Source organism: Acinetobacter sp. DL27 (assembly GCF_055810995.1).
The window spans coordinates 2,777,410-2,801,455 of record NZ_CM147947.1 but is presented as its reverse complement, the minus strand read 5'-3'; the positions used below and the strand labels follow the sequence as shown (position 1 = coordinate 2,801,455).

The following is a 24,046-nucleotide window of genomic DNA, read 5'->3' as shown; positions in this document are numbered from 1 at the left end:
TTTTCTATGCTATAAAAAATAAAACGGCACAAAAATTGCTTATAAAGCGTGCTTTAAAAATAGTTGTATTGATGAGTAGAGTTTTATGAAGTTATCGGTTGGATTGAAAGTTTCGAACTCTTTGTCGCTAACCCCCCAATTACAACAAGCTATTCGATTGCTTCAATTGTCGAGCCTTGAACTTGAACAGGAAATTCAGATTCAACTCGACAGCAATCCACTCTTAGAAAAAGTAGAAGAACAGTCATCTATCGAAAGCTTATCCAGTGTGCAAGAGCAAGAACAGGATAAGAAAGATTTAACCAACGAACTCAACGCCGACCATTTACCCGATGATTTACCCGTCGATACTGACTGGGATGATGTCTATACGCATCAACCAACCAGTTTGGGCGCGGCAGAATTTGAAGAGCGAGAAGATAATCGCCAAGGTCATTTGGGCTTAAAAGAGCATATGTTGGAGCAAATCAATCTGTTGCATTTTTCGCAAGTAGATATGTTGATTGCTTATTGCATTATTGACTCGTTGGACGATAAAGGTTTTTTAGACAGTGATATTTCAGAAATAACGACTTCAGTTCAACATCTTTTAACCAGCATGGATTATGACGACGAAGTCGAAGATGACGAAGTGGTTGTAGTGCTCAAGCATATTCAGCGTTTAGACCCACTTGGCGTTGGGGCGCGGAATCTTGCAGAGTGCTTAATGGTACAGTTGGAAGCCTTGCCGATGCAGACCGCATGTCGAAATGATGCCATGAATCTGCTGAAAAACTATGAACTATTGATCAGCAATGAACTAGCGAAACTGATTAAACAAACGGGTTTAAATCAAGAGCAGCTCAAGTGCGCGGTTGATTTATTGAAAACCCTAAAAGCGCATCCAGGGCTTGAGTTTGAAGATAAAGACTCAGATTATCAAATTCCTGATGTCGTAGTAATGAAGAAAAACGAACAATGGCAAGTGGCTTTAAATCCTGATGTGATGCCAAAACTTCGTGTGAACTCGTTTTATGCCAATATGATTAAGCGTGCTGATCAAAGTGAAGATAATCAGTACTTACGTAATCAAATGTTGGATGCGAAGAACTTTATTAAAAGTGTCGATGAACGCCATAAAACTTTACTGAAAGTGGCGACGTGTATCATTGAACATCAGCGTGCATTTTTAGAAATTGGTGCTGAAGGGATGAAGCCTTTGGTACTTCGGGATATTGCAGAAGAGGTAGAATTACACGAGTCGACCGTTTCTCGGGTGACCACCAACAAATATATGCTGACGCCACGCGGCTTGTTCGAGTTGAAATATTTCTTTTCAAGCCATGTGGGGACTACGTCAGGCGGTGAAGCATCTTCAACTGCAATTCGCGCCAAGATTAAAAAATTGATTGCTGAAGAGAATGCACGTAAGCCTTTGTCTGATAACGCAATTGCCAATCTGTTAAAGGACGATGGAATTGATGTAGCGCGTCGGACAGTGGCAAAGTATCGCGAATCGTTACATATTCCGTCATCTTCTGAACGAAAAGTCTTGATCTAAAATTTAAAATCTGACTATTCTAGAGGTTCATTATGACAACATAATGAACCTCTTTTTTCTTTAAGGAATGGCGAAAATGATTTGATGTTTCTATGCGCGCTGGTTATTTTGCAGTCATTAAATCGTCTTGGCTTTTCCTCATTAATCCTAATGAAGGTGAGGGATAGATATATGCAAATAACAATTCGTGGACATCATTTGAGCATTACCCCAGCTATTGAAGATACCATTCGCTGCAAATTTGCAGAAATGACCAAGCATATTGATCAGGTGAACAGTATGCAGGTGAAATTGACCAAGGATCATCAGGTCGATAAGCATACTAAAAAAGGCAGTAGCAATCATATTGCAGAAGCAATTATCCGTTTACCGGGCATTGAATTTTTTGCTCAGGCTTCAGCAGATGATATGTATACGTCGATTAAAAAATTATCAGAAAAACTAAAAAGACAGCTCGATAAGCACCGTAAAATGCAGCAGGTTTACCAACCGATCGCCATTTAGTTTGATTTTTATGCAAAAGAGGTTTTTTAAAACCTCTTTTTTTTATATATAAAGTGTGCGGGTTTATGATTTATTTTTCAGATTTATAGTAAAATGGCAGGTTTTTACACCGTTGGTCCTATAAGAGGTCTTTGTGATGAATAGTGAACAGCTCACTGAAATTTTAAAAGCTGCTTTTCCTGAAGCTGAAGTTGCAGTTAGTGGGCAAGGCGGAAAGTTTGACTTACGTATTGTCGACGACCAATTCGAAGGCAAACGTCCTGTTGCACGTCAGCAAGCTGTTTATGCACCATTAAATTCTTATATCGCAAGTGGCGAAGTGCATGCGGTGACTATTCGTGCAATGACTAAAGAAGAATGGCGTAAAGCAAGCTTATTCGGAGCTTAAAATTAGATGGATAAATTTTTAATTCAAGGTGGCACTAAGCTCGAAGGCGAAGTTCGTATTTCGGGTGCTAAAAATGCTGCCTTGCCGTTGCTTGCAGCAATGATTTTGCCTGAGACTCCAACCAAGCTCACCAACGTACCGCATTTAAAAGATGTAAATACCTTGGTGCAGTTGATTGGTGGTCTAGGCATTACCATGACCTACGAAGGCGACACGGTTACTGCGGATACCTCAACACTGGACAATCAGTTTGCACCGTATGAGTTGGTGAAAACCATGCGTGCATCTATTTTAGTGCTGGGCCCATTGGTGGCGCGCTATGGTAGTGCAAAAGTGTCTTTGCCGGGTGGATGTGCGATTGGCTCGCGCCCAGTCGATCAACATTTAAAAGCTTTAGAAGCTTTAGGTGCAGAGATTGAAGTTGAAGCGGGTTATGTACACGCTAAAGTTGATGGCCGTCTGAAAGGTGGTGAAGTCGTTTTTGATATGGTGACCGTGGGTGGTACCGAAAATATCTTAATGGCTGCGGCATTGGCAGAAGGTGTGACTACGATTCGTAATGCGGCACGTGAACCTGAAATTACGGACCTTGCGAAAATGTTGATCGCGATGGGTGCAAAAATTGAAGGTTTAGATACGGATACCTTAGTGGTCACAGGTGTTGAAAAACTACATGGCTGTGAATATGCTGTGGTTGCTGACCGTATTGAAACAGGTTCGTATTTGGCTGCTGCAGCTATTACGGGTGGTCGTGTAAAAACTACACATACTGATCCAACTTTGATGGAATCGGTCTTGGAAAAGTTTGAAGAAATGGGCGCGGAAGTGACCCGTGGTGATGATTGGATTGAACTGGATATGATGGGTAAACGCCCGAAAGCAGTGAGTTTCCAAACGCTTCCACATCCGGACTTCCCAACTGATATGCAAGCACAGATTATGGCGGTTAATGCGATTGGTCGTGGTTTTGCTACTATTTCTGAAACGATTTTTGAAAACCGTTTTATGCACGTACCTGAATTGTCACGTATGGGTGCCAATATTCAGGTCGAAGGTAATGATGCTGTCGTGACGGGTGTAGAGAAACTTTCTGCGGCACCTGTGATGGCAACAGATTTACGCGCTTCTTTCTCGCTGGTGTTAGCTGCACTTGCTGCGGATGGTGAGACGCTGATTGATCGTATCTATCATATTGACCGCGGTTATGAAGATGTCGAAGCGAAATTACAAGGTATAGGCGCCCAAATTAAGCGAGTAAGTTCATGAGCGATATGAGAAACGATGATCCAAATTTTGACGTAATGGGCAATTTTGATCATGGTTTAACATTGGCATTGAGTAAAGGTCGTATTTTAAAAGAAACCCTGCCTTTACTTGAAACGGCTGGAATTAACTTACTGGAAGATCCTGATAAATCACGTAAGTTAATTTTCCCAACCACCCATAAACAAGTCCGTATTTTAATTTTACGTGCTTCTGACGTACCTACCTATGTGGAAAATGGTGCGGCTGATATTGGTGTTGCGGGTAAAGACGTGCTGATGGAACATGGCGCGCAAAACGTTTATGAACCACTCGATCTAAAAATCGCAGTATGTAAACTGATGACTGCAGGCAAAGTTGGCATGGAGCGTCCCAAAGGTCGTTTAAAAATTGCCACCAAATACGTAAACTTAACCCGTCAGTACTATGCAAGCTTAGGTGAGCAAGTTGATGTGATTAAGTTGTACGGTTCAATGGAACTTGCACCGTTGGTGGGTTTAGGTGATTACATTGTTGACGTGGTCGATACGGGGAATACTTTACGTGCCAATGGTTTAGAACCTTTGGAAGAAATTTGTAAAGTGTCTTCACGTCTGATCGTGAACAAGGCAAGTTTCAAACGTAAGCAAGCATTGTTAAACCCAATTCTTGCACAGTTAGAAACAGCAGTCGCTGAACGTGAAGCGTTAAAAAACAAATAAGTTGATCTTTTTTATTTAAAGAAACCGCTATCGATGATGGCGGTTTTTTTGTACCTGCTCGTTTTTTAATATTTCTATTGGATTGAAATACAATAGGATTGAATTTGGGCCAGTTGATTCAAATTGTTAAAAGTATAGACATCACAAGCAGAAATTCGCGATGTCTACTGGGTGTCATGAAATTGCGCTTCACCTTGAACAATCACATGATGACCTGTTTGATGAATTGCTTGAATATGGAACTCATGCGTGACCGTCGTAAAATAATGTTCGATAGACTGGCAATGCTTGAGTACTTGATCAAAACCTGAAAGCGGTTGTTCGCCCACAATTTCCCATGTAATGGTTTCTGAAAAATACTGTTGGATTCGGCTAAATTGTCCCGTTGAAAAGTAGGTGGCTATGTCCGTGAGGGTCATCTCGTTTTGCCTGTTTTTTAGTCATGTTTGGTAATTCTAGTTTAAAAATATTGAATCAGATTCATTTCCCGATGAAGTTAAAAGTAATTTTTCATTACACTCCGTGTTTAGCTGGAGGATTGTTGCCCACAAAATACAGGAAACAAGGTAAACTAAAGCTTCCCTTTATTTTCATTGTGGATAAATTGATGCGACGTTTATCGACTCAAGATCAGAACTTTAAACAAGTCTTTGCTGATTTGTTGGCTTTTGAAACCGTGAGTGACCCAGAACTTTTAAAAACCGTAGATCAAATCATCGCTGATGTTCGTCAGCATGGTAATGCTCATGTTCTTAAACTCACTCAACAGTTCGATCGACATCCCGCGCATCAATTCTCCGATTTAGAACTGACTCAAGAACAATTAAAAACCGCTTTTGAGGGTTTGAGTACCGAAGTCCGCGAGGCGTTAGAGCTTGCTGCAAACCGCATTCGTGAGTTTCACCAAGCGCAAAAACAAGAAGGCTGGATCTATGTGGATGCCTTGGGGAACACACTTGGGCAAAAAGTAACGCCTTTAGATCGCGTTGGTATTTATGTACCTGGTGGTTTGGCATCTTATCCGTCTTCTGTACTGATGAATGCTGTACCTGCGCATGTGGCGGGTGTACCTGAAATTATTATGGTCGTGCCTGCACCGAATGGTGAGTTGAATCCTTTGGTATTAGCAGCCGCTTATTTGGCTGGTGTCAGCCGTGTCTTTACCATTGGTGGGGCACAAGCGGTTGCGGCTTTAGCCTATGGTACAGAAACGATTCCAGCGGTAGATAAGATTACAGGGCCGGGCAACCGTTTTGTCGCGGCTGCGAAACGTGCAGTATTCGGACAAGTCGGTATCGACATGATTGCAGGGCCGTCTGAAATTTTAGTTTATGCCGAAGGCGCGAATAATGCGCAGTGGCTGGCAATGGATTTATTGTCCCAAGCTGAACACGATACTGTGGCACAAGCAGTGTTTATTACACCAGATGAGCAGTTGTTAAATGAAGTAGAACTGGCTATTGAAGCGCATTTAGCCATATTACCAAAAGCTGAAATTGCGCGCACTTCAATTGCAAATCGTGGGGCTTTGGTATTGGTCAAAGACCGTCAAGAAGCCATTGATTTAATTAATCAAGTTGCACCTGAGCATTTAGAGCTTTGCCTAGATGAAGCGCAGGAAATGGCAGAGGATATTCGCCATGCAGGCGCAATCTTTATGGGGCGTTATACCCCAGAGGCAATCGGCGACTATTGTGCAGGGCCAAACCACGTTTTACCAACTTCAGGTACAGCACGCTTTTCATCCCCGTTGGGTGTATATGATTTCCAAAAGCGTTCAAGTTTGATTATGTGCTCTGAGCAAGGTGTGAAAACTTTGGCGAAAACCGCGGATATCTTAGCGCAGCAGGAAAACTTAGATGCGCATGCGCGTTCGGCACGTTATCGTTATCAATAATATAAATTTAGATCCCTCATTTGTTCAGTAATGAATGTTCCTCTCCCATAGGGAGGGGTTAGGAGAGGGGAAAATATTTAATTCAGTTTGGGACATCATAAACCTTTCCCAAACCCTCTCCTAGAAGGAGAGGGCTTACATAAAAGTAAGTTGAGTGCATAAATGAGATAGACAATGTCTAACATTACTACAGAACAAATGCGTTTTTGGAGTCCTGAAGTACGTGAATTAGAACCGTATGTGCCAGGCGAACAACCGAAAATTCAAAATTTATTGAAGCTCAATACCAACGAAAACCCATATCCACCCTCACCAAAAGTGGTGGAGGCTGTTCAAGCGGTTTTGGAAAACTCTGCAGATGTATTGCGTTTATATCCAGATCCAGATGCTTCTGCGTTAAAGCAGGCGATTGCGAAACAACAAAATGTTGCGGTTGAAAATGTTTTTGTCGGCAATGGTTCAGATGAGGTCTTAGCGCATATTTTTAAAGCTTTTTTTGTGCAAGAGCTGCCTTTACTTTACCCCGATATTACCTATAGCTTCTATCCTGTTTATAGCCAATTCTTTGGGGTCAAAACCAAAATTTTGCCACTCAATGATGACTTTGAAATTGTGGTGGATGACTATAAACAAGCCAATGGCGGCATAATTATCACCAATCCAAATGCGCCAACCAGTATTGATATTGGTTTAGCTGCAATTGAGGAAGTACTTCGAGCCAACCCAAATTCAGTGGTGGTCATTGATGAAGCTTATGTAGACTTTGGTGCTGAATCGGCAGTCAGTTTGGTGGAAAGGTATGAGAACTTGGTGGTGTGCCAAACTACGTCTAAGTCTCGCTCACTGGCAGGTTTACGTGTTGGTTTTGCGATTGCTCAACCACATTTGATTGCGGCACTTGAAGCGGTGAAGAACAGTTTTAACTCTTATCCGATGGACCGTTTTGCGATAGCTGCTGCGGTCGCTTCATTTGAAGATCAAGCTTATTTCGAAGCACAAAATCAAAAAGTGATTCAAAGCCGTGAACATTTGGTTGAACAACTGACCGCGCTGGGCTTTAACGTTTTGCCATCAAGTGCCAACTTTATCTTTGCATCATTGCCTAGCAAAGATGCAGGTGAATTAGCGGCTGAATTACGTGAACAAGGCATTATTGTGCGTTATTTCAATAAACCGCGTATTAACCAGTTTTTACGTATCACGGTTGGAACTGATGAACAAAATCAACGCTTAGTCGATACATTGAAAAATGATATTTTAAAATAAACTTTCAACAGTTTTGATCTTTGAAAAGTGAACCTTCACTGATGTGAAGGTTCACTTTTTTATTGTGGAGGCTATTCAGCGTCCGTTTGTACAAAGGTATTGAGTAAAGTAAGAAGTGCTGAGACCTTGTCAAAGCATTCTTGGTATTCAGCCTCACACTCTGATGCAATGGTAATTCCACCGCCAGCCCAAAGTGAAACCTCATCTTGGAATTTTTGAATAGAACGAATCAGAATGTTCCAAGAACCCGTACCATCGAAATTAAAATAACCCATTGAGCCACAGTACGCTCCGCGTGGTGCACCTTCGAGTTCTTCAATAATCTGCATTGCTCGAATTTTAGGCGCTCCTGTAATAGACCCGCCAGGTAGTGCCGAGAGTAGTACATGAAAGGGATGAACTTCTGCTTTAAGTGTTGCTTCGACTTCGCTGACCATATGATGGACTTGATTAAAGCTTTCAATATTAAACAGTTTAGGTGTTTTGACTGAGCCGGTTTCTGCATAAACACTCAAGTCATTACGCAGTAGATCAACAATCATCACATTTTCAGCTTGATCTTTTTCCGAAGCCATTAAGCGTTGTTTCGATTGTTCATCTAAGACTGGATCTGCATAGCGCGGCATGGTGCCTTTAATCGGCTTAGTGATGATTTTACGATGGGTTTGAAAATCAATAAACAACTCGGGCGAACAACTTAAGAGTTCAAAATTGTTGATACGGAGATAGCCCGAGTAAGGTGCATCGGTCAATTGCCAAAATGCTTCGACTGCACTTAGGAGTTGACCGTGTGCCTTGGCAGTGAACTCTTGTGTCAGATTGATTTGATAGCAATCCCCAGCTTTGATGTATTCCTGTACTTGCTGAAAGGCTTGTTTGTATTCGGTTTCAGTCCAGCGTGCTTGGCAGATCGATGCGAGTTGGAGTGGATGGGTTAAGGTAGATGGCTGTAATAAATACGATTCAATTTTGCGATAAATGCGTTCGGCTTGTGAATCACTACTGCAAAATAGCCAGCCTGCATCAGTCCATTGTAGATAACTACTGTATAAACCTAAAAATAGGCTTGGCTGTGACTTAATTTGAACCGGAACGTGTTGCTGGGCGGCATAATCATAACTGACGAATCCAATGAGTCCGCCACTAAAAGATGCTTCTTTTTGTTCTGAGCTTGGCTGAATATTACTGGAAATATCTATTTCTTTGTCATCGTGGATGTAACAAAAATCCTGAGTGCGTTGAAAGAAAAAGTGCTGGTTTTTTTGAAAAACTTGATAACGCTCGGGTAAAAAAGCAATGACAGGTGCATCGACATTTTGTAAATAGACTAACTGTGTGAGCTCATTCAAAGCCTGTAGTATATGAGATATAGAGAGGGTTGAATCAAAAATTATCTTTTTAAATGATTGGCTTAGAGTCATGCTAACGCAAATAGGATCAAAAAATTCAGGCTATTTTACCGCATTGTACGTGTACGCATAGAGGAAATACCGTTTATCGGTAAGCTATGGATTGCGACCAACAGCAGTTGATCAAAAAATCACTCGCATATAACTTAGTTCAGGCAATAAAGTCACTCAAGGATAGGTGTTAATACTGCGACAAAATAAAAAAACAGTAACTAACACCGAGTGATCGATATCACAAAAATAAAGCTCTTAGGAGAGGAACAAGATGAAAATTATTACTAAACTTGCTTTAGTTTCTTCAATAGCAATCAGTGCAAATGCAATGGCAATGCAAGCAATGGATGACGCTTCGCTCAGTGCAGCTACAGGTCAAGATGGTTTAAATATCGGTATCGGTATTTCTAAAATCGAAATCGAAAAGTTGTTGATTCACGATAATGATGGCTTAACGGATACTACTTTAGGTGGTACATCAACTGCAGGTGCAATCGTTATCAAGGGTAATGGCGTTGCAAACAGTGTAAACGAAAATAATGGTATTGTTATTGGGGCAAATCCAGCAAGCTTATTAGCGTCTCACAATTTAGCTGATTTAAAAATTGATTCAGATGCTGGTGATACGAATAATGGCGGTGCTTTTATTAATATAGCTGCGGAAGTATCAGGTCTTAATATTCAAATTGGTGAGATTGGTATAGCTGCTTCTGGGGATGCTGCTGCAACGGGTATACGTCGTGGCGCATCAACCACTAATTATAATAAAATCTTATCGGGTCTGACTGTAAAAACAGGTAAAATGGATGCAAACGTTCAGTTAGGGGCGACCCCACAAGGAGCTATGATTAACTTAACAACTACTATGCAAGGTGGGTTGGAAATTTCAGATCTCGGTATCGTGGATAGTTCTGGTGGTGGGGAAATCTGGCTAGGTAAGATCCAAGTCGCTGATTCTAGTAATACTGATTTGAGTATTTCTAACAAAATTTCAGTAACGCCAGCAGGGCTTAGAATTTTGAATGACAGTCAAGCTGCAACAGATATTTATGTACAAGCAATTGCTTTGGGAACTAAACCAACAGCAGCTTTAGGTAATCGTGGTACTGCTACAGCTGGCTCCATTGGTGATGTGGAGGTTCAAGGTCTACAAACCTACTATAGCACTACGCCAGGTTCATATACAAAAGGTGCTGTGATTACCATTTCGGGTCACTAAAATTAGACTTTAAGAAAGCGCGTGAATTCACGCGCTTTTTTTCCAAAATATATTCATAAAAAATGCAAAAAAGACTATTTTTTTTAGAAAAAACACAGTATCTTCTTGAATGTATGGATATAGAGTATTAACTCTAAAAACAAAAAAATGGGCGGGATGCCTATATTATTAAAAAAAGTAAAAAGCTATGTTAGAGATCGCATTGGGCTCAGCAATGATGTATTACTTTGCCACCGAAGCCTTTGATATTAAGAAAAAACCAGCGGAAGCGGTTTACTATACTGAAGTTTTAGACTCTCGGAATGCATCTTTTACCAGAATGCATCATGAACCTGTCCTAATTAACCCTGCTGTAGAAGATCAATTTCGAGGCATTGTCCGTCAAGCTTATGACTATAGTTGTGGTTCAGCAGCACTGACCACCTTAATCAATGGCTATGTCGGTGCCCAACTCACAGAACAACAAACCATGGATGGCTTGCTTCGCTATGGCGAATATGAGCGAATTATTGAGCGTCGTAGTTTTTCTTTATTGGACATGAAACGCTTTGTGACTGCACTTGGTTTAGAAAGTGGAGGCTATAAGGGGGAATTTGAGGATTTGGTCAAGCAAAGTCAACCTGCCATTGTTCCGATCTCCTATGCTGGTTTTAAGCATTTTGTGGTGTATAAGGGCTATAAAGATGGACGGGTCTATGTTGCCGATCCTGCTTTAGGAAATATTAGTTTTGATGAGCAACGTTTCAAAGATGTTTGGGAAAATAACACGTTGTTTTTAATTAATGTTCCAACCGAAATGCGTAAAAATATGTTGGCTTTACAGGAAGCCGATCTGCGACATGTAGATGATGCTACGGTCAATCGCTATGCACTCGTCGATATTCAATATCCGCAACATTATATGGAAAAAATAGCCGATCGTGCATCCACAATTCGCCTAGAGCGTAATAAAAATAAAGAGTCGGAATACTATGGACAGCCGACGTACAATTTTCTCAGGCTTTATTATAAAAATAAATAAAGTGTGAAAAAAATAAAACAAGAACAATGGTGTAGTAAGGGATAATGATGAAGACATGGATGAATAAAACACTGCTCGCAGTGAGTGTGCAGATGATTCTTGGGGTGGCCTATGCAGCAGAAGAACCGAGCTTAGGAGGGTATGAAGCAGTCGGTGAAACCGTTGAGGTAGAACAAGCTACTGGGCAGGCACAAGATCAAGTTGGATCGGATCAACCCACTGTGTCTACGCAACCAGAAAAGCCAGCATCTGTAAACACTGGAAGTGTTGAACAAGCCGCGTCTTCTGCATTGCAGCAGCAAGAGGGTGATGCAACTAAAGAGACCAACTTAGAAGAAGTTTTTACCTCAAATGAACGTCAGTACTCATTGATTAAACAGGGTGATATTTCATCTTATTACGACATCGATTATACCTATTACCGAGATACTCAACTTGATTTAGAGATGGCACAAGGTCAGCTCTATCAACTGCGGGTACAAGAAAATGCAACGCACAGTCTAACCAATACCTTTACGGCACAGTATGGTTTAAGAGATAACTTAACTTTAACAGCATCACTGCCTTTGGTTGCCAAAACGGACTTATTAAAAGATACCTCTACAGCGGGTCTTGGGGACATTTCCTTTGGTGCACGTTGGGAACCGTTCCCGCTCAAAGCTGGCCGTTTGCCTTTGATTTTATTTGGTAACGTTTCCACTAAAACTGGGGATAGTCCTTATGAAATTAATGCCACTTCAGACTTAGCAACAGGCAAGGGATATTATTCAGCAGGAGTTGGGGCAAGTACGCGTAAATATATTGATCCCGTGGTGCTGTTTGCATCGGTGTCTGCAAACTATGGTTTCAAAGAATCGGGCTTAGATCAGCGCCGTGGTAGCCGTGTGATTGAAGAGTTTGAACCTGGGATTAGCGGTGGTTTTGCCTTCGGCTTTGCCTATTCTTTTAACTATGATGTCTCGATGACGATGTCATACCAGCAAAGTTTCAATACTGGGGCTGAATTTACCTATAGCTCGGGAGAAAGTTATTCTCCAGCAGATCAAACCAGCTCAACTTTTGCGATTTCCTTAGGTGTACGCGTCTCACCTGAAACGATTGTGAATGGGACGGTTGGCCTTGGTTTAACAGAAGATGCCCCTGATGTGTCATTAGGGTTGTCTTTCCCATTAGATATTCTTGGTTTTGGAAAAAAGCTTAAATAATAGGGGAGTCGTATGAAAAATATCCGACTTAGCCCTTTGGTGTCTGCCATATTATTAACGGGCTATTCTAGTGTTACCTTTGCTGCTTTAGGGCAAAACTTATCAGTTGATATTCGCTCTTTGGCTATGGGCAATGCGGTCACTGCTGATCCGCCAGGGATCAGTGCTATTCACTTTAACCCAGCAGCCCTGACCAAAATTGAAGGTTTGCAAACGGATGTGCAGGGTATTCTCGCTGATTTTAATATCGAGCGTGAGTTCTCTGTTCCCGCAGGCTATAACGTGTTTGGCTATTCAGATGACCCGATTGTTTGTAATGATGGGCCTGAAGTTGATGCCGATATCTGTACCGACTTTAAAGGGCCGGTCCGCGGTGATGTTGAATACCCGAGCTTATATGTACCTGGTTTGAAAAAAATGGTGGACTTGGGCAAAGGTATGCCTGTGGCTGCTCCGACTGCGGGTATAGCATATAATCCGCCTGGCTCCAAAATGAGGTTTGCAACAGCCATGTATGCGCCATTAATTGCAGGGTTCGGTGCGGAAAGTGGTAACCCTGGCAACTTTATGGGACAACAAGTTGCGCTAGAACGGATCACCTATTTATCACCGTCTATGGCCTACCAAATCAATGATCAGCTTTCCATTGGTGGTTCAATTGGAATGTCTTATCAAGCATTGGCATTAAAAAATGATCTACGTTTTCCCAATGAGTTGATTGGGATGCTGCGTATGATTGATGATGTTGTCTGTACCCCGTTTAAAGAAAACTCAGATGTGATTACCGATATTCTCTTACTGGGGATGTGTAATGCAGAAGAGGGGATGAATCCTTTTGGGCGTTTTGGCCAACTAGAACTTTCAGCAGAACAGTCTCTGAGTCCAAGCTATAACTTAGGTGTACTGTGGGAGCCGACAGAAGATTTTAGTTTTGGTGTGGTCTACCAAAGTGCTGCCAAAATGCGGATGAAAGGTAAATATCACATAGATAACTCGAAAGCACCACGTGAGATGATTAAGGGGCTGATGTCTTCACCAACAGGACAGATTTTGGCTGCTGTTTTAGGTTTCCCAAACTCTGTACCAGCCAGCGAGTCGGGGCTGGTATCGATGGATTTAGAATATCCAGCACATTTCCAAGCGGGGATTAAATATAAACTTTTACCCGACTTACAAGTCAATGTTGATGTGGGTTGGACCGACTATAAAGCATGGGACAAATTTAAATTTGAATTTGACCGTCAAGTTTCTGCGCTCAAAATTGCAAAATTGCTTTCAGCCAATATTTCAGATAGTAGTTTGGCTTTACCTTTGGCGTTTGAGTCACCGTGGAACTACGGTATAGGGATTGAATATTCAGCAACAGATCGTTTAAAACTCCGTGCAGGCTATGAGCCACGCACCAGTGCGATCCCTGATGATAAACGTAATACCATGGTACCAATTAACAACGCACGCTTGTTTGGTTTAGGTGTCGGTTATCGTTTTGATGCAGATACTGATTTAGATCTATCGATTGGCTTCTTGCAAAGCCGAGATAAAATTCCTGCAAATTCTAGTACCTTAGCGAACCAAACTGGGGTAAATAATATTTTATTAAACCCATATGCAGGTTTAAATGTAAAAACAGATACAACCATTACGATTTTAGGGTTGAACTATAGAACACGGTGGTAAGCACATTGAATACAATAAAAAGGATTTTATTGCCCTCATCACTATGCTTATTGGGTGGGATTTCGAGTGCAAGTTTTGCGGGGGAGTTTTTTACGATTATTGGTCCAGATGGTAGACCGATGGTGGTACAACGCAAAGCCAGTGAGTCCCCAGTAAAGCAAGTGAAACAGGACCGTAAGCAGGAAGAAAAGGAAACGCGTGAAGTCGCTGAGGTTAAGGTACCAGTACTAATGCCCGCGCAGGAATCTGTACCACAAACGATACAGCCTGTAACCGAAATGAAGGCTCATTTATCAGATACAAAGCCTACGCAAAAAGAAAAACTTTCTGCTGAGAAGCAAGCCACTTCTTCTACTTCTATAATGACTCAGGCTGAGCGTCCATTAGGCAAAACTGACATTAAGGTTCTGGTTCAACAAAAAGTGACTGAAACCACTCAGCAGATCCCACAAGCCGAAGTGGGTAGTACTCAAACCATTAAGCCTGCATCAACGCCTCAAAGCATAACTCATATGGATTCGGTAACTGCAGAGAAATCAACTGCATCCTCAAGCATGTTTAATCAAATGGATGGAACTGATTACGTTCGCAATGAATATTTAGAAGACCGTGAATTTAACTTAGAAGGCAAACGCCGTTTTTATACCATGCCTGAAGGAGTGATTGATCATAAAACTGGAGCGACTCGTTTTCAGGTCATTGAGCGAGAAAAAGGGGTGAGTAAATCTGTCCTTAACGCTATGTTTAAGCCAAAGCAAAAAGAAAACTTAGCACCGATTGCCTTAGCATCGACCTATTACAGAATGTCACAACAAGACACGATCGATAGCTTAGGACAAAGCTGTTTTAAGGATAAAAAGCTGAAAAAAGCAAAAAGATTACAAGCCAATCACGATATTAATGTTTGGCCGAAAAAGCCGATCAAAGAAAATTTTGAATTTGAAGTCATTAAAGTGGACAGTCATATCCAAAATATTCAATTAAACTCGTATGCATCTACACAAAATGATCCCACATTTTATTGGCCTTTTGCTGTGTTCTTAGACCAGAATGCTTGTGTGCTTGAAGGGGTAGGAGGGTTTAAAAATGATGAAAACTCACCCTCTATGCTATCGCATGAAATGATCGCAGGTATTTTACATGTACCTGAACAAAGTCATTATTTATTGTTGACACCACTCTCTTCTGCTGTAGATGTCGAACATAAAGTTCTAACCAATCATGGTCAGTTAAAATTAATCGCAATTCGCTAAAAATAAATAGAGTATGAAAATGAAAAAACAAATTTTATGGCCATTTACCTTGTCGACATTGGTTGTTGCCTTAGCTGGTTGTGGTGGAGAAAGTGCCAATGTGAATCCAGAGCCGAATCAAGTGAATTCTGTCAACGGAAGCTGTTTACTGAAAGATAAAAATTGTGTTGAGTTTGCCTTGGATTATCCAGTTGATGGGATTAATTTTGTCTGTAGTAGCGACCCCGATAATACGTATATGACTCTGATGGAGCCGAAAACCAATGCGGCAACAGGCCGATGCTCTGAAGGGGACAAAATTCACTTCTTGTTGACTGGAAGTTCAGATAAACAGGTCGAACTCGGTACAGTTCCCTTATCTGAAATTGGAAATGTGAGTACGGTTTCAGCTTCACTGCCACGCCTTAGTATTTTAGATATGGCAAAAGGGCTAAATGGTGGAACGGCTGCAACCAGTTTGAGTCCAAACGATAAGACCGTAAAAATTGCGATGGCTTTGGCGAAAATTTTTCAAGCTTTAGGTCTAGAGCGTGGTGCTGGTGTGGTTGGAGATGTACAACCTTTTGGTATTTTAGCCTCTAAAAAAGCAGACTTATCACTCCTCTTGGCATCAATTAGCGCTGAAGATTATGCCTCAGGAGCGTATGTCGATAAAATCCGACCATGGATTGATGTCAGCCAAATCAGCAATGAGGATGCTTTTAAAGTGGTCCAAACATTGGTGCTCATGAATAACTCTGCCACCTACCAAGCTGACTTCCCGATTTTTGCAAATACCCTATCGGACAAGACAGGGATTGGTTTACCGCAAGGCTTATATGGTTGTAATGCTACAGACTGCAAGACTAGTCCTGCTAATCTTCGCCATTTAATTGGAAGCTTTATTATTTTAACAGATCGACAAGGTTATACCTTTGGTTCAGGTGTGCAGTGGCGTGGACCATTAAAAGAACAATTAGGCAGTGATTTGGCAACCAGTGTGACGGTCGATTTACTGAAAAATATTGAACCTGCCAAAATGAATGCTTTAGCGCAAACGTCTTGGATTAACCCCTTAACTAAAAGTATTCAGCAACCGTTTAAGTTTAACCTGACAGATCCAAATTCGGATGATTTCACCATTACCCAAGGTAAGCTGTTTAATGATTATTTGATTGCAGGGACGGAAAAATTTTATAAGCAATTAACCAAGGATCCGAATGCTAGCCCATCATCCTATGGTTTATGGCAGCAAAACTATGGCACAGATACCTTCAAAGGTTCATTTGATGCCTTTAAAATTTTTCCAATTGGCTATTTAGATAATGATGTATTTAAGTCTAAGAGCAATGTAGCCGTTGGGCAGAAGTATGTATTTCCATTATATGCCAATTTAATTTTTACAGGGAAAGACTCGAGTGAAAAAATCACTTTAGGTATTGCAATTGATGAGTCGGGAGATATTCGTACTGATATGCAGTCCACTAGCAATAAAGCAGCAGCATGTTCTCCGTTAGTTACTTCGGGTGCAACGTTAACGACAGAGAACAATCAAGTACAGTATCGAATTGGGACACTGGGTGCGACGGATACAAGCAATAAAGCTGTGACTTTCCGTATCCTCTTGGCAAATCCTATCTTTGATAAAATTGATGGTGCAGTTATTGGCGCAAATACCAATATTGTGAGTGATGTGAATAGTGAAGGAAAACAGACCTCTACAGTGATTGGTGGGGCACGCGTTAATCTCGGTAATTTATTGTCTGCCAATGTTAATGAAAGTGCTTATATTTCCCTCAGTGATTTTTCTGGTGCAGGGGTAAAGTGGACCAATATCTATAAGGCGTATTTGAGTAACTATTATGAAAAAAATGGCATTGCCAATCAAGCAGCCGCAGACTTCCGTGAAGGCGAAGTTTCAATTGAAATTGCTGATTGCTATAAAGTGTTAGCAAAATAATATCGTTGTAAACACAAAAAAAGCCCATCATCGATGGGCTTTTTTTGATATTAGGCAACATTAACCTGTGTGGTCTAAGCGTGTACCTAGGGTTTCGAGATGAAGATTAAATTGATTACTTTTACGGTCGGCAAAATAGTGACGTAAGGTATGTTCGACACTAGGGAAAGCCAGTTCTGACCAAGGAATTTCATCTTCTTCAAATAAACGACATTCAATGCTTTCTTCGCCAGCACCGAATTTTCCATCCACTAAGTTCGCTTTAAAGAGCACATAAATTTGACCAATACGCGGAATATTGTACATACAATATAGCTGTTCAATTTCAACTTCCGCTTCAGCTTCTTCACGGGTTTCTCGTGCAGCACCTTGTTCCATGGTTTCAAACAACTCCATGTAACCTGCTGGTAAAGTCCATAGCCCATAACGCGGTTCAATAGCGCGGCGGCATAACAATACTTTATTTTCCCAAAGTGCGAGTGCGCCACAAATCACTTTAGGGTTCACATAATGAATAGAACTACAAGAGGTGCAAACACGACGCAATTGATGGTCGCCAAGAGGGATTTGTTCTGTTGTTTTTTGTCCGCAATTGCTGCAAAAGTCCATATTCATCATCAATGATAAAGTTCAGACTCAGCATAACTTAAAAATTAAATTTTGGCATCATTTCTCTTTTTTCAGTATCAAATTCAGCTATGATGAAAAAAAGAATGATGGGGACGACGTTCAATGGATGAACATTCATTAACACGCATACTGCAGCAACAGTTACGGTTTTCAAGCAAAATTAAATCGGCAGATGCAGCTGTGTTAATCGCGATCACCAATGAAGAGAATCCCAAAGTTTTACTGACCCGCCGCTCTGTTTACCTATCTAATCATGCTGGTGAAGTGTCTTTTCCTGGCGGAAAAAGAGATCCGCAAGATACCAGTAATATCGTGGTTGCCTTGCGTGAAGCTTATGAAGAGACCGCATTGAATCCTTTTGATGTACAGCTGCTCGGTGATTTGCCGATGCAAAAGGCCCGTAATGGCATGCTAGTCAAACCTGTGGTCGGGCTGATTCCGCCTGAAGTCGAATTGGTTGCCCAGCCGACAGAAATTGATCGTATTTTCTTTGCATCACTCAAACAGCTGATGGAAGTGCCTGCGGTGCCTTATGAAGTTCGTTTTGCCCATCAATCTCTCTATTTTCCGAGTATGCGGGTGGAAAATGAAATTGTTTGGGGGCTGACAGCACGTATGTTGGTTGCATTATTTCAATATGGTTTAGGCTACCATAAAGAGTGGCCATTTTTAGTCAATTCACCGACTTTTCGGTTCCCAAAGTAAGTTGAGTATTTTAAGGAAAAAATATGTTGTACAAATTTAAAGGTCATGCCCCACAGGCAATGCATCAACCATGGAATGGCTGGGTTGCGGAAAATGCTACAGTGATCGGTCAAGTCGAATTGGGGCAGCAGGTTAGTATTTGGTTTGGGGCGGTCGTACGTGCAGACAATTGCAAGATTCGATTAGGTGACTTTACCAATATTCAGGAAAATGCGGTTTTACATACCGATGCTGGGATTGAAATGAATATTGGCAATTATGTCACGATTGGGCATCAAGCCATGTTGCATGGTTGCACAGTGGGGGATAATAGTCTGATTGGGATTAATGCTGTCGTTTTAAACAATGCTGTGATTGGGAAAAATTGTATTATTGGCGCGAATGCACTGATTCCGGAAGGTAAAGTCATTCCAGATAATTCTCTGGTTATGGGCTCACCGGGTAAAGTGGTTAAAACTTTGGATGAAACGGCTGAGGCTCGTTTGAAAATGAGTGCACTGCATTATGCAGAACACTTTAAACAATTTATCGATTTAGAGCCGGCACAGTTATAAGCTTACTTTTTCCCATTCAGCCTAGATTTTTCTAGGCTTTTTTAGCTCTGTTCCGAGAACATCTCGCCTAGTGCTTTTGAGTGGAGTATCATAGCCACGTTTTTATAGATTAAATCATTAAGGTTGTGCATGAAAGTGCTGGCATTGGAATCTGCAAATGAGCAGTGTTCCGTCTCTATTGTAGATGAAAATCAAGAACTTTTTTTCCAATTGGATACGCGCGCAAAAGCACAAACGCAAACGATTCTCCCAATGATTGAACAAGGGTTTTTACAGTTGGATATAAAGACAGAAGATTTGTCTTGTATCGCTTTTAGTCGTGGTCCTGGTTCTTTTAGCGGTGTTCGTATTAATGCTGCTGTGACTCAAGCTTTGGCATGGTCGAATGATTTGCCTGTGGTTCCTGTTTCAACTTTACAAGCGCTCGCACAAGCCGCACATCGCGTGCATGGTCTAACCACAGTCACCGCAGTTTTAGACGCTCGTATGAGTGAAGTCTATATTGCAAGTTTTCAATTAGATGCAGATGGCATCATGCAAGCCGTCGATGAAGAACAGCTTTTAAGCTATGCCGCGGCTACTGAATGTACACCGTTTATTTTAGTCGGTTCAGGCGCAACCTTAATTGATCCATCACAAATACAATACAAAGATTTAAGTGCAACCGCGCAAGATATTGCCACAATTGCGCGTAAGAATGCACAGCAACAACACTGGGTGAGTGCTGAACTTGCACTTCCAGTCTATTTACGTGATAACGCTTGGAAAAAAATCCCGGAACAGGGCAAAGCATAATTAGGGTTTTTTATGGATCTTTTACTGCTGCTCAAAGCGGCAATTATGGGTATTGTTGAAGGTATTACTGAATTCTTACCCATTTCGAGTACTGGACATTTAATTTTAGCTTCAGAACTCATGAATTTCTGGACCAAAGAAAAAAGTGATGTCTTTGTGATCGCCATTCAAATGGGGGCAATTGCAGCCGTCATTTATGAATATTGGGCACGTTTGTGGGGAGCAGCAACGGGGATTTTTAGTGGTGAACCCCAAGGTCGCCGTCTTGGGATTGGGCTAATTTTAGCGTCGATTCCTATTGTGCTGATTGGTCTGACATTTGGTCAAACGGTGAAAGAGCTTTTATTTAATGATATTGCCATTGCAATCGGCTTGATTGTGGGTGGCTTGATTATTATTTGGATTGAAAAGCATCCACCACAAGAGCGCGTGCATGAAGTTGAAGACCTGAGTATCAAAGATGCGATTTGGATTGGTCTGATTCAAGTGTTGTCTTTAATTCCAGGGACATCACGTTCGGGGGCAACCATTATTGGCGCGATGTTCTTAGGTGTATCGCGCAAAGCAGCCACTGAGTTTTCATTCTTCTTGGGTATTCCAGTAATTATTGGTGCGGGTCTTTTAGATTTGTACCAAAGTGCGCATGTGTTTGATGGACAACAAGATTGGATCGTGTTGGCAACAGGTATTATTGTTTCTTTTGTCTCAGCTTTACTGCTGATTCGTGCTTTAGTTGCTTATGTGGCGAAGCGTGATTTCATGATTTTTGCATGGTATCGCATCGCTTCGGGCTTAGTGATTCTATTGTTTGCCTTTACGGGTTGGAAGTTATGGTAAGCCCAATGCGCTTATATGTGGAACAAGAGCATTTAGAAAAAGCACAGCACTATGTTGCTGTGCTTTTTTCTCGTGGTGTCGAGGTCAGTATTGAAGTTGCCGAAAAGTTAAATGCACGTTTCTTCCGTTTTCATCCTGAACTGGGTCTGTGTGCCGATGCCGATGGGCTTTGGCTTTGTGCCAATGGCATGAAAATGCAGCCGGATTGGAAAGCAGAAATTCCACGTTTAAAGCGTGCGTCGTTAAAGTCTGAAATGATTGCGCGTGCTTGCCACTTGACTGAAAAACCTAAGCTTATTGATGCAACGGCAGGGCTTGGGCATGATTCACTGCTCATGGCACATTTGGGGGCCAAGGTTACTTTGGTAGAACGCCATCCCATTTTATTCACCTTGCTAGAGTCAAGTAAGGAACAGGCTTTGCAGGATGCATTTTTAAACCCTGTGGTGACTCGAATTGACTTGGTTTTTTCAGATTCCGCACAGTATTTGCAGCAACAGGCAGAGCAGGGCAATACGGTCGATGTGGTTTATCTAGATCCGATGTTTCCACAACGGGATCAAAATCAGCAAGCGGTGAAAAAACAGGCACAAGTGAAGAAGCAAATGCAACTTTTACATATGTTATTGCCTGAAGATGGTGAAATGGATCTGGGTGATAATCTGCTTGGCTTAGCGCAAAAAGTGGCAAAACGGGTGGTGGTCAAACGTCCTCGCTTGGCCGTATTTTTGGCAAATCAAGAAACCACTCATCAGTGGCTGGGTGATGCATGCCGTTTTGATGCCTATTTTCAGCATGAACGCTTAGACTGAAGTGGAAGATTGCTTCAAAAGTATGCAAAGATTTGTTATATAGTTAAAAACATCATTGATAAAATGCTGATCAAGCATAAACTTAGTGTGTCCCTACGCAAGTCACAATTTAATTAGAATCTTATGATCGACTTCAAACCCTCCATCAACTTTTGGCATGATTTTAAAAGCAACCAAACTGCGGGGATGTGGTTGTTTCTGGGTTCACGACGTTCTTTGCAAATTGTCCATCCTTCGATTATGCAGCTCATTTTTTGGGGGATTTTAGGTGGCTCAGCCAATACTTTATTTAGCTGGTTGAGCGCAGGAGAGATCGGTGACTTTAACCCACAAGGTTTGGTCAGTTACGCACTTTGGCCTTTTATTGCCCTGATTGTCGGGATTTTTCTGTCTCAACGGGTGAATAATCCGCGTTTGATGTTGGTGCCAGCACTGCTCTGGTTGGTGTTGGATACGCATATCGCGTTATTACAAAGTTTTATCCAATATTTAGGCATGATCGATGTCCTGCCGTATTTCTTCTACGACTACCTGCCGAATGTGTTCATGGTACTGTTTGTTTGGCAGAGTTTGGCGGTGGTGTGGGTGTTTTCGCGTGAGCTGAAATGGCCTTGGTGGGAGCGTGCTCTGATTGTCTTGGCTACGCTGTTTACCCTTGTGGTTTGGCAAATGTCAGTGACCAGTCAGCCGATTTGGAAAGTAGAAGAAACGCCACCAACCTTTGCAGAAGATGCCTTTTATGCACAAAGTCGTTTACTGAATAAAGCACTAGAGTCTGTGCAATATGGTGAATTTGCCCAGTCACATTGGTACTTCCTTGGTGTGGCAGGAGCGAGTTATCAAGATGTATTTCGCTCAGAAGTCGAGCGAATAAAAGAACAGTTCGACACGCGTTTTGGTACGTTGGGCCGTTCGATGATGTTGGTGAATAACCCTGCTACACGAACAGAAATTCCGATTGCCTCTAAACACAGTATTGAAATGGCGCTGCGTCGTATGGGACAGCAGATGAACCGTGAAAGCGATGTGTTATTTTTATATATGACTTCGCATGGTTTACCGAACCAGTTCGAAATGGAAAATGCACCTTTAGATTTAACTCAGGTCGACCCGAAATGGTTACGCGAAACCTTAGATGCATCGGGCATTCGCTGGCGTGTGATTGTTATTTCATCGTGTTTCTCTGGGAGTTTTGTGCCTGCACTGCAAAATGACAATACTTTGATCATTACCGCTTCGGCCGCAGACCGTCAGTCTTTTGGTTGTACCAATGAAGCAGATTATACTTATTTTGGTCGGGCGTTTTTTGATCAAGCAATGCGTGAACAAAACAGTATAGAAACTGCTTTTAGCCAAGCACAAAAGACTGTGAGCCAATGGGAAACAGCACAAGGTTTTGAACCGTCTGAACCTCAGTGGTCGATGGGTAAAAATATGGAGCTGATGCTTCCACAACTTGAACAGCGCTTGTTTCCACCTAAAGCTGTTACAACCCCTTAATTTGGATCTAAAAAGGAACCCTGATGGAATTAGTACAATCTAACCGTAGTTTTGATGGTGAACAGCGTATTTACCGATTTAATTCCATCAGCCTTCAAGGCGAGAGCAAGTTTGGTATTTATTTACCCGCTCAAGCGTTAGCAGGGCAAGCGTGTCCAACATTATTTTATTTGGCAGGTTTAACCTGTACTGAAGATACCTTTGCCATTAAAGCGCACGCACAGCGTTTAGCAGCTCAGCTAGGTCTGATTTTGGTAACGCCTGATACTTCACCTCGTGGTGAACAGGTTGCGCAAGGTGATCATTGGGATATTGGGCAAGGGGCAGGTTTTTATATCAATGCCACCCAAGCACCGTGGGCTGAGCATTTCCAGATGGAAAGCTATGTCGCTGAAGAGTTGTATGATTTGGTGATTCAGCAGTTTGCTGTACAAGCAGAGCGTATAGGTATTTTCGGGCACAGCATGGGCGGTCATGGTGCTTTAACCTTGGCCTTGAAATATCCTGAGAAGTTTAAGTCGGTGTCTGCATTTGCTCCGATTTGCGCACCAAGCCAATGCCCTTGGGGCAAAAAAGCGTTTTCAAACTATTTAGGTTCAGATCAAGCTGAGTGGCAGAAACACGATGCAAGCGCTTTGGTGCAAACAAAAACAGCCCATTTTGCCGATATTTTAATTGATCAGGGCTTGAATGATCAGTTTTATAGCCAGCTCAATCCTGCATTATTTCAGCAAGCCTGTCAGGCTGCGGGCCAGCCACTGACGCTTCGTGAACATGCAGGCTATGACCATGGTTATTACTTTATTCAAAGTTTTATTGATGATCACCTGCAGTTTCATGCCGTACAGCTCGAATCTTAAATCTTGATTTGTCATATTTATTCTTAATTTTTGACTAGAAATCATCCAGCACTGGCATTAACATGGTTGGGTGATTG

Annotated in this window: 23 protein-coding genes; 20 read left to right on the top strand and 3 right to left on the bottom strand. The window is 41.8% G+C overall.

All coding sequences use genetic code 11. The features are described 5' to 3' along the window. The first annotated feature begins 85 nt into the window (after positions 1 to 85). From AC0KVP_RS13530 to hisG, 5 genes are all read left to right on the top strand, one after another. The gene (locus tag AC0KVP_RS13530; protein WP_005400217.1) at positions 86 to 1,540 is read left to right on the top strand and encodes an RNA polymerase factor sigma-54; all 1,455 of its coding nucleotides are present in this window, start codon (positions 86 to 88) and stop codon (positions 1,538 to 1,540) included. A 171-nt stretch (positions 1,541 to 1,711) separates the two neighbouring features. Further along, positions 1,712 to 2,044: a ribosome hibernation-promoting factor, HPF/YfiA family gene (hpf, locus tag AC0KVP_RS13525; protein ID WP_004695021.1), complete on the top strand. Its 333-nt coding sequence runs from the start codon at positions 1,712 to 1,714 to the stop codon at positions 2,042 to 2,044. A gap of 136 nt (positions 2,045 to 2,180) precedes the next feature. Beyond that, positions 2,181 to 2,432, top strand: a complete 252-nt coding sequence (ibaG, locus tag AC0KVP_RS13520; protein WP_004695019.1) for a BolA family iron metabolism protein IbaG — start codon at positions 2,181 to 2,183, stop codon at positions 2,430 to 2,432. A gap of 6 nt (positions 2,433 to 2,438) precedes the next feature. Then, the gene (gene murA, locus AC0KVP_RS13515; RefSeq protein WP_004695018.1) at positions 2,439 to 3,698 is read left to right on the top strand and encodes a UDP-N-acetylglucosamine 1-carboxyvinyltransferase; all 1,260 of its coding nucleotides are present in this window, start codon (positions 2,439 to 2,441) and stop codon (positions 3,696 to 3,698) included. Then, positions 3,695 to 4,396, top strand: coding sequence for an ATP phosphoribosyltransferase (hisG, locus tag AC0KVP_RS13510; protein WP_004984172.1), 702 nt, complete (start codon positions 3,695 to 3,697; stop codon positions 4,394 to 4,396). Before murA ends, hisG begins: the two co-directional genes overlap by 4 nt. Before the next feature lie 164 nt (positions 4,397 to 4,560). Here the strand turns inward: hisG and AC0KVP_RS13505 are convergent, their stop codons facing one another. Then, positions 4,561 to 4,815: a nuclear transport factor 2-like protein gene (locus AC0KVP_RS13505; RefSeq protein ID WP_473337294.1), complete on the bottom strand. Its 255-nt coding sequence runs from the start codon at positions 4,813 to 4,815 to the stop codon at positions 4,561 to 4,563. A 176-nt stretch (positions 4,816 to 4,991) separates the two neighbouring features. Here AC0KVP_RS13505 and hisD point away from each other — a divergent pair, with 176 nt between their 5' ends. Then, positions 4,992 to 6,293: a histidinol dehydrogenase gene (hisD, locus tag AC0KVP_RS13500; RefSeq protein ID WP_473340529.1), complete on the top strand. Its 1,302-nt coding sequence runs from the start codon at positions 4,992 to 4,994 to the stop codon at positions 6,291 to 6,293. Between the two features lie 174 nt (positions 6,294 to 6,467). Next, positions 6,468 to 7,559: a histidinol-phosphate transaminase gene (hisC, locus tag AC0KVP_RS13495; protein ID WP_473337293.1), complete on the top strand. Its 1,092-nt coding sequence runs from the start codon at positions 6,468 to 6,470 to the stop codon at positions 7,557 to 7,559. A gap of 71 nt (positions 7,560 to 7,630) precedes the next feature. Here the strand turns inward: hisC and pabB are convergent, their stop codons facing one another. Next, a complete protein-coding gene (gene pabB / locus AC0KVP_RS13490; RefSeq protein ID WP_473337291.1) occupies positions 7,631 to 8,980 on the bottom strand; it encodes an aminodeoxychorismate synthase component I in 1,350 nt (449 codons plus the stop codon). A gap of 253 nt (positions 8,981 to 9,233) precedes the next feature. Here pabB and filA point away from each other — a divergent pair, with 253 nt between their 5' ends. The 6 genes from filA (at position 9,234) to filF (ending at position 17,276) form a co-directional block, all read left to right on the top strand. After that, positions 9,234 to 10,181 (top strand): putative pilus system protein FilA, encoded by a 948-nt coding sequence (gene filA / locus AC0KVP_RS13485; RefSeq protein ID WP_473337289.1) that lies wholly within the window; start codon positions 9,234 to 9,236, stop codon positions 10,179 to 10,181. A gap of 187 nt (positions 10,182 to 10,368) precedes the next feature. Next, a complete protein-coding gene (gene filB / locus AC0KVP_RS13480; RefSeq protein WP_473337287.1) occupies positions 10,369 to 11,202 on the top strand; it encodes a putative pilus system C39 family peptidase FilB in 834 nt (277 codons plus the stop codon). Between the two features lie 59 nt (positions 11,203 to 11,261). Next, positions 11,262 to 12,407 (top strand): putative pilus system protein FilC, encoded by a 1,146-nt coding sequence (gene filC, locus AC0KVP_RS13475; protein ID WP_473337285.1) that lies wholly within the window; start codon positions 11,262 to 11,264, stop codon positions 12,405 to 12,407. A gap of 12 nt (positions 12,408 to 12,419) precedes the next feature. Then, positions 12,420 to 14,084 carry a putative pilus system OmpP1/FadL family transporter FilD gene (gene filD / locus AC0KVP_RS13470; RefSeq protein WP_473337284.1) on the top strand — a complete coding sequence of 555 codons (1,665 nt, stop codon included), beginning with the start codon at positions 12,420 to 12,422 and terminating at the stop codon, positions 14,082 to 14,084. A gap of 29 nt (positions 14,085 to 14,113) precedes the next feature. Next, complete coding sequence (gene filE / locus AC0KVP_RS13465) at positions 14,114 to 15,337, top strand: putative pilus assembly protein FilE (protein WP_473337282.1); 1,224 nt, start codon at positions 14,114 to 14,116, stop codon at positions 15,335 to 15,337. Between the two features lie 19 nt (positions 15,338 to 15,356). Then, positions 15,357 to 17,276 (top strand): putative pilus system protein FilF, encoded by a 1,920-nt coding sequence (gene filF / locus AC0KVP_RS13460; RefSeq protein WP_473337280.1) that lies wholly within the window; start codon positions 15,357 to 15,359, stop codon positions 17,274 to 17,276. A gap of 60 nt (positions 17,277 to 17,336) precedes the next feature. Here filF and AC0KVP_RS13455 read toward each other — a convergent pair whose 3' ends face one another. Next, complete coding sequence (locus tag AC0KVP_RS13455) at positions 17,337 to 17,885, bottom strand: NUDIX hydrolase (protein WP_010325974.1); 549 nt, start codon at positions 17,883 to 17,885, stop codon at positions 17,337 to 17,339. 123 nt (positions 17,886 to 18,008) lie between these two features. Between AC0KVP_RS13455 and AC0KVP_RS13450 the strand changes: the two genes are divergently transcribed. From AC0KVP_RS13450 to fghA, 7 genes are all read left to right on the top strand, one after another. Then, the gene (locus AC0KVP_RS13450) at positions 18,009 to 18,611 is read left to right on the top strand and encodes an NUDIX hydrolase (protein ID WP_183176127.1); all 603 of its coding nucleotides are present in this window, start codon (positions 18,009 to 18,011) and stop codon (positions 18,609 to 18,611) included. Between the two features lie 23 nt (positions 18,612 to 18,634). Next, positions 18,635 to 19,165, top strand: a complete 531-nt coding sequence (locus tag AC0KVP_RS13445; RefSeq protein ID WP_058868999.1) for a gamma carbonic anhydrase family protein — start codon at positions 18,635 to 18,637, stop codon at positions 19,163 to 19,165. Positions 19,166 to 19,294: 129 nt separating this feature from the next. Further along, positions 19,295 to 19,960, top strand: a complete 666-nt coding sequence (gene tsaB / locus AC0KVP_RS13440) for a tRNA (adenosine(37)-N6)-threonylcarbamoyltransferase complex dimerization subunit type 1 TsaB (RefSeq protein WP_419271935.1) — start codon at positions 19,295 to 19,297, stop codon at positions 19,958 to 19,960. A gap of 12 nt (positions 19,961 to 19,972) precedes the next feature. Then, positions 19,973 to 20,797, top strand: coding sequence for an undecaprenyl-diphosphate phosphatase (locus AC0KVP_RS13435; protein WP_335999707.1), 825 nt, complete (start codon positions 19,973 to 19,975; stop codon positions 20,795 to 20,797). Next, complete coding sequence (locus AC0KVP_RS13430) at positions 20,791 to 21,609, top strand: class I SAM-dependent methyltransferase (RefSeq protein ID WP_126035432.1); 819 nt, start codon at positions 20,791 to 20,793, stop codon at positions 21,607 to 21,609. The genes AC0KVP_RS13435 and AC0KVP_RS13430 overlap by 7 nt, the downstream gene beginning before the upstream one ends. Positions 21,610 to 21,732: 123 nt before the next feature. Then, positions 21,733 to 23,109, top strand: a complete 1,377-nt coding sequence (locus tag AC0KVP_RS13425) for a C13 family peptidase (RefSeq protein ID WP_176537205.1) — start codon at positions 21,733 to 21,735, stop codon at positions 23,107 to 23,109. 23 nt (positions 23,110 to 23,132) lie between these two features. Further along, on the top strand, positions 23,133 to 23,969 hold the full coding sequence (gene fghA, locus AC0KVP_RS13420; RefSeq protein ID WP_473337274.1) for an S-formylglutathione hydrolase: 837 nt from the start codon (positions 23,133 to 23,135) through the stop codon (positions 23,967 to 23,969). Positions 23,970 to 24,046: the final 77 nt, after the last annotated feature.